The sequence below is a fragment of the Chamaesiphon sp. VAR_69_metabat_338 genome, assembly GCF_031423935.1.
GTDB lineage: Bacteria > Cyanobacteriota > Cyanobacteriia > Cyanobacteriales > Chamaesiphonaceae > Chamaesiphon.
In genome coordinates this window covers 1-6278 of the sequence record NZ_JANPGM010000473.1, presented here as the reverse complement: position 1 = coordinate 6278, position 6278 = coordinate 1, and the positions used below count along the sequence as shown (strand labels likewise).

Annotated in this window: 5 protein-coding genes; 4 read left to right on the top strand and 1 reads right to left on the bottom strand. The window is 50.6% G+C overall.

Annotation, left to right across the window (positions count from 1 at the left end):
• From RMO84_RS13130 to RMO84_RS13115, 4 genes are all read left to right on the top strand, one after another.
• On the top strand, positions 1 to 776 hold a 776-nt coding region (locus RMO84_RS13130; RefSeq protein WP_310488903.1), incomplete at its 5' end, for a GTPase.
• Positions 777 to 1115: 339 nt separating this feature from the next.
• Positions 1116 to 3767: a molecular chaperone DnaK gene (gene dnaK / locus RMO84_RS13125; RefSeq protein ID WP_310488902.1), complete on the top strand. Its 2652-nt coding sequence runs from the start codon at positions 1116 to 1118 to the stop codon at positions 3765 to 3767.
• Positions 3768 to 3871: 104 nt separating this feature from the next.
• Complete coding sequence (locus RMO84_RS13120; protein ID WP_310488901.1) at positions 3872 to 4876, top strand: J domain-containing protein; 1005 nt, start codon at positions 3872 to 3874, stop codon at positions 4874 to 4876.
• Positions 4877 to 4878: 2 nt separating this feature from the next.
• Positions 4879 to 5811 carry a hypothetical protein gene (locus tag RMO84_RS13115; protein WP_310488900.1) on the top strand — a complete coding sequence of 311 codons (933 nt, stop codon included), beginning with the start codon at positions 4879 to 4881 and terminating at the stop codon, positions 5809 to 5811.
• Here RMO84_RS13115 and RMO84_RS13110 read toward each other — a convergent pair.
• A complete protein-coding gene (locus RMO84_RS13110) occupies positions 5792 to 6226 on the bottom strand; it encodes an NUDIX hydrolase (RefSeq protein ID WP_396135850.1) in 435 nt (144 codons plus the stop codon). The genes RMO84_RS13115 and RMO84_RS13110 overlap by 20 nt on opposite strands.
• Between the last annotated feature and the right edge of the window lie 52 nt (positions 6227 to 6278).

The following is a 6278-nucleotide window of genomic DNA, read 5'->3' as shown; positions in this document are numbered from 1 at the left end:
CTTTAGCGACCGAAATCGGCCAGATCGTGCAGACAGCCGATCGGGGGGAACTCCTGCGGAGCGGCTTGAAGGTAGCCATCCTGGGTCGTCCGAATGTGGGTAAATCGAGCTTATTAAATGCCTGGAGTCGGAGCGATCGAGCGATCGTCACGGCACTGCCAGGGACGACCCGAGATGTCGTCGAATCCCAACTAGTCGTCGGCGGCATTCCCGTCTGCGTCTTAGATACAGCGGGGATTAGAGACACAACTGATGTCGTCGAACAAATCGGCGTCGCTCGATCGAAAGCCGCCGCTCAAGCCGCCGATTTAGTTCTACTGACGATCGACGCTCAAGCTGGCTGGACGGAGGCAGAAGCGGAGATATATGCCCATATTGACGGCATTACGACGATCGTCGTTGCCAATAAAATCGATCTAGTTACAACACTGCCCAAACTCGATCTCCCGCCAGGGATCGCCAGCGTCGTCACAACAGCAGCAGCCAGAGATCTGGGGATCGATCGGCTCGAAGCCGCAATTCTCGAAGTCGTCGCAGGCGGCAAACTCCATGCTGCCAATATCGAGATCGCCATCAATCAACGCCAAGCCGCTGCCCTGATTCGCGCCCAAACTGCCCTCAAACAAGTCTTAACCACGATCGACCATCGACTCCCCCTAGACTTCTGGACGATCGACCTCCGCGAAGCGATTAGAGCCTTGGGCGAAGTCACTGGCGAGGAAGTCACCGAATCTGTTCTCGATCGGATTTTTAGTCGTTTTTGTATTGGGAAGTAGGAAAGTAGGGGATAGGGAAAAGGTGATAGGGAATAGGGAATAGGGAATAGGGAATAGGGGATAGGGAATAGGGAATAGGGAATAGGGAATAGGGAAGCAGAATAGAAAGTAGGTTGGGTTTCAAGTTGCTCAACCCAACGAACACAACAGCATCCTGGAAGTATTGGGTTTTATTCTTCAACCCAACCTACCTTCTACCCCCTATCCCCTATCCCCTTTTCCCTATCCCCTCTTCCCTAAAGCCTAAAGAGTAGTGCTATCCCCACCCTAACAGTGGATCGATCGGATAAAATAAAACCAATATTTGTGACAAATTAGTCATACCAAGGGAAACAGCGGATGGGCAAAGTAGTAGGCATCGACCTGGGTACCACCAATTCAGTGGTAGCTGTCATGGAAGGCGGAAAACCAGTGGTAATTGCCAATGCAGAAGGTATGCGTACCACTCCCTCCGTCGTTGGTTTCAGCAAAGACGGCGAGCGTCTAGTCGGGCAAATGGCGCGGCGACAAACAGAACTCAACCCCCAAAATACATTTTATGGGGTCAAACGCTTTATGGGGCGCAAATATGGCGAACTCAGCCCCAAAGCCAAACAAGTGCCTTTCACCATCCGCAAAGATGAAGATGGAACGATCAAAATCAAATGTCCCAAGCAAAATCGCGAGTATGCGCCGGAAGAAATTTCGGCAATGATTTTGCAAAAATTGGCAGATGAAGCAAGTAGATATCTGGGCGAACCCGTGACTGGTGCCGTAATTACCGTACCTGCTTACTTCAATGACTCCCAACGCCAAGCGACGAAAAATGCGGGCAAGATTGCCGGATTAGATGTGCTGCGGATTTTAAATGAGCCGACGGCAGCATCGTTGGCGTATGGGTTGGATAAACGCCAGAGCGAGATAATTCTGGTCTTTGACTTGGGCGGGGGTACTTTTGACGTATCGGTACTAGAAGTCGGCGATGGCGTGTTTCAGGTGAGATCTACCAGTGGCGACGTTCAGCTCGGTGGGATGGATTTCGATCGCAAGATCGTCGATTGGCTGGCAGAGCAATTTCTAGCTGCGGAAAATATCGATCTCCGCAAAGAACGGCAATCGCTCCAGCGGCTGACTGAAGCGGCGGAAAAGGCGAAGATCGAACTGTCTGGAGTAATGGTCACAGATATCAATCTCCCCTTCATCACCGCCACTGCCGAAGGCCCCAAACACATCGAAACGCGACTGACACGGGCACAATTTGAGGAGTTGTGTGCCGATCTGATCGGACGGCTGCGGGGGCCGATCAAACGGGCGATGAATGATGCTCAGTTAAGTCCTGAGGATATCGATGAGGTCGTCTTAGTCGGCGGCTCGACGCGGATTCCGGCAGTACAGGAATTGGTGCGGAGTTTTATCAACCGCCGCCCCAATCAAAACGTCAATCCCGACGAGGTGGTCGCCGTCGGTGCTGCCATTCAAGCGGGGGTTTTGGCTGGAGAGGTCAAAGATATCCTGTTACTCGATGTGACGCCGCTCTCCTTGGGTTTGGAAACGATCGGTGGCGTGATGAAAAAACTGATCCCCCGCAATACCACTATTCCCGTCCGGAAATCGGATATCTTTTCCACGTCGGAAAACAATCAAACGATGGTCGAAGTCCACGTCGTTCAAGGCGAACGGGAAATGGCTGCCGATAATAAATCGCTGGGTAGATTCAAGCTTACAGGGATTCCCCCCGCACCTAAAGGGATTCCCCAAGTTCAAGTCTCGCTGGATGTCGATGCGAATGGCATCCTCCAAGTCACCGCGATGGATCGCACCACCGGACGCGAACAAACCGTCACGATTCAAGGGGCATCAACTCTAGGCGAACTCGAAGTTCAACGCGCGATCGATGAAGCGGCTCAATTTGCAGCTAGCGACAAACAAAAACGCGAAAAAATTGACAAACGCAACCGCGCTGAAGCTTTGACTTATCAAGCCGAACGCCAACTGCGGGAAGTCGCCCTCGAATTTGGGATGCAGTTTGCCAATGCCCAACGCAAACAAATCGAAGGCTTAATTAGAGAGCTAAGAGAGGCACTCGCCGATAGCGATGAACGCTTAATCGATGAGATCAAAACCGAACTCGACGACGCGATCTATGACTTCAGCCGCCAGGTGAAGACGCTTACCGAAGAAGAAGATAAAGGGATTCTCGGTACCCTCAAAGATATCTTTGTCGGCGACGATGATGATTTCAATTATCGTGATAACTATAATGGTCGCGATGTCTACAATCCCTACGGAGATCGTCGCGATCCCTACTACGACACTCGGGGCAATGATTACCAGTCTTACCCCAGAGGCGGCGCACTGCCACCTCAAAATTACGATGCGCCGCGCGATCCCTATGCGAACCGCAACTATGACACCCCGCGCGATCCTTACAGTGATACCAGAGATCGCACTCGCGATAATCGCAGCAACCCGCGTAATAATTACGACGATCGATCTCAATCCAACTATCGCGATGAGAGCGGTTCGCAACCGGGAGGTTCCCGCCCGGATTATGCCAGACAAGACAATGACAACTATACTCGCGACGATCGCTATCCTACTCAACGCGACGATCGCAGTTACAACCCTAATCGCAGTAACGATCGTCCGCAACGATCGACATCTAGTAATCCACCAGTCGATCGCTCCCGCCAGCGGCGAGATGACGACTACTTAGACGATACCCCCGCACCCCGTCAAGACCTCTGGGATGACGAACCAACTCCGGTAGAGCCGCGCGAGCGCACATCGCCGCGCCGCAATCCAACATCATCCGACCCACGTCAATCTAACTCTCGTTACACTGACGACGAAACCCAGCCCACAGACCCGTCAGAGCGGCGCAATCCTCGCTACGGTAATGACTCTAGCCGCTCCGACTCGCGGCGCACCCAGTCCAATCCCAACCCCGCACGTCGCACCAATCCCCAACCGATTCAGGATGATTGGGACGATGAAGAAGGCTGGCAATGATGTCTGTATCGATCGAGATCGCGGATCGGATCGAGCTGCTGCCTCGATCCCCGCACTCTTAAAATCCGCACCCCTATCTTGCCCGGATCCGAATTCTAAAACCAATGCAACAAGATATTCGCAACTACTACGAGCTATTGGGTGTGAAGCGGGATGCTTCTGCTGATGAGATCAAACAGTCATTTCGGCGACTAGCGCGGAAATACCATCCCGATCTCAATCCTGGGGACAAATCCGCTGAGGACAAATTCAAAGATATTAGCGAAGCCTACGAAATCCTCTCCGATCGATCCAAGCGATCGCAATACGATAAGTTTGCGGGCTTCTGGCGCAAAAATCGCACCAAAGCTCCGACTAATAATCCGCCCAGAGAGAGGACGACAGATGAAGAGGAATTTGGCGATGATTTTAATACTTTTATCGATCGCCTCTTAGGGCGCAAAAAAGAAGCTAGCAGTAGCGTCAACAGCGATCGCTTTAATCGGGAGGATGCCCAAACTACCCGCACCGCTCGTCAAACAGATCGACGCAGCAGCCGCGTTGCTAGCGACCCTGATCGCAACGCCTTCGCCGAAGCACCGCCAGTGCGTCCCAAAAACCTCGAAGCCGAACTCACATTACCCCTCGATAAAGCTTATCTGGGCGGACGCGAACGGATTACGATTCAAGAAGATGGCCGCTCTTTGGAAGTCGAGATGCCAGCCGGAATGCTATCCGGGCAAAAAATCCGCCTGCGCGGACAGGGAATCGCAGGTGGCGATCTCTATCTCAAAATTAACGTTGCCCCACACCAGTTTTTCAGACTCGATGGCATCAACGTCTATTGTCAGCTACCAGTGACGCCCGTCGAAGCCGTCCTGGGCGGTTTTGTAGAAGTGCCAACCCTCGATGGATTGGTCAAAATCAGTCTGCCACCCAGTGTTACCTCCGGTCAAAAGTTACGACTGGCGGGGAAAGGCTTTCCTGGTGAAGACTCTCAGCGCGGCGACCAATTACTCGAAATCCAAATTGTCGTCCCTAAAACTCTCCTCCCTGCCGAACGCGAACTCTATGAAAAATTACGCGCGATCGAATCATTCAATCCGCGCCTCGATCTAACAACTAATTAGTTATGTTCGATCGATTTTTAGACCGCGTTGGTAACTGGAATCCCCAATTAAGAAGGGAGCTAAAAACACGACTAACGCTGCCGAATTTAGCGATAGCAACTATTATTTCGCTGCTGGCTCAAATGCTGACATTAATACTGCCAGATCCACGGGTACTAGAGTTTAACAATCTTTACTGGTACGTTACACGCGCTTGGTGGCTGCATGTCTGTGAACTACTCAACCTCGAAATTTGGTTTGCGCTAACAATTGGCGGCATATATCTAATTGCCAAAGATTTCGATCGAGAGATCCGCACGGGTACGCTAGATTTGGTCAATTTGTCGCCAGTCCAACCCCGGGAAATAGTGTTAGGTAAACTCCTCGGCGTGCCAATTCTTATCTATTGGGTAGTATTATTAGCTTTGCCGCTACATACAATTGCCTTAGTGCAAATGACTGTACCTCATGCTTGGGTTTGGAATGCGATCGGTTTAATTCTGGTGGGATTATTGCAGCTAAGTACAATTTCTGCCATCCTCGCAGCTTCATTGCCACCGATCGTTTTGAGCTTGGTATTTTCTGCCATTGGTTGGGCCGGGCTGGCAATGCTAAATGGTTCTCAAATAAGTCAGCGGATGACGGGCAGTTATTCTCATTTGGGGATCTATTTCCCAGAAGAATGGCAAACAATTTTGGCATTTGTCGCTAATTTCTTAGCAATCGGTTACACATTCTGGATCTCGATCCAATCTTGGTATCCGCACATCAATTCTCGATCGTCACGCCAAGTTGGCATAGGTTCTGTTTTCATCCATGCACTTTTCTTGTTTTTCTATTTCGTCTTATTAGCACTTTTACCACAAGCAATGTTGGTGATGAGTATCGGGCTATTAATTATTACTAAGCTCGCACTGAAAGAAGAATCTCGATCGACTAACTCCACCATTCGATAAAGTCCAGCATGATTTGTTGGTGTACTGGGCCTAATGGCCGTTCTTCACCCGCGATCGCCGAATAAGCACATCCAGCCTCGATTTGAGCGTGACTAATCAACCCAAAATCCCAGCCTTCAGTTAATACTAATTTATCTAGATCGACAGTCAACGGGGCATAGAAAATATGTCTGATCACCCGATCGTCACTATAGCAAGCAAACTTCTTCGGGCTAGTAAGCTGATAGCCGATTTCTTCTAATACTTCCCGTTCGACAGCGACTTCTGGGGTTTCACCCGCTTCGATATGTCCGCCAAACAAACCCCACAATCCTGGATAGAGAATCGTAGGAATATTGTCGCGTAATTGCATCAAAAACTTACCCTCAAAGGGTAGGATGGCGATCGCGACTTCGATCGGTAACTTATCGCTCATGAGGAAATTGCGTGTTGCTGAAGATCTGCCAAAGACACAAACTTGAGTGCCG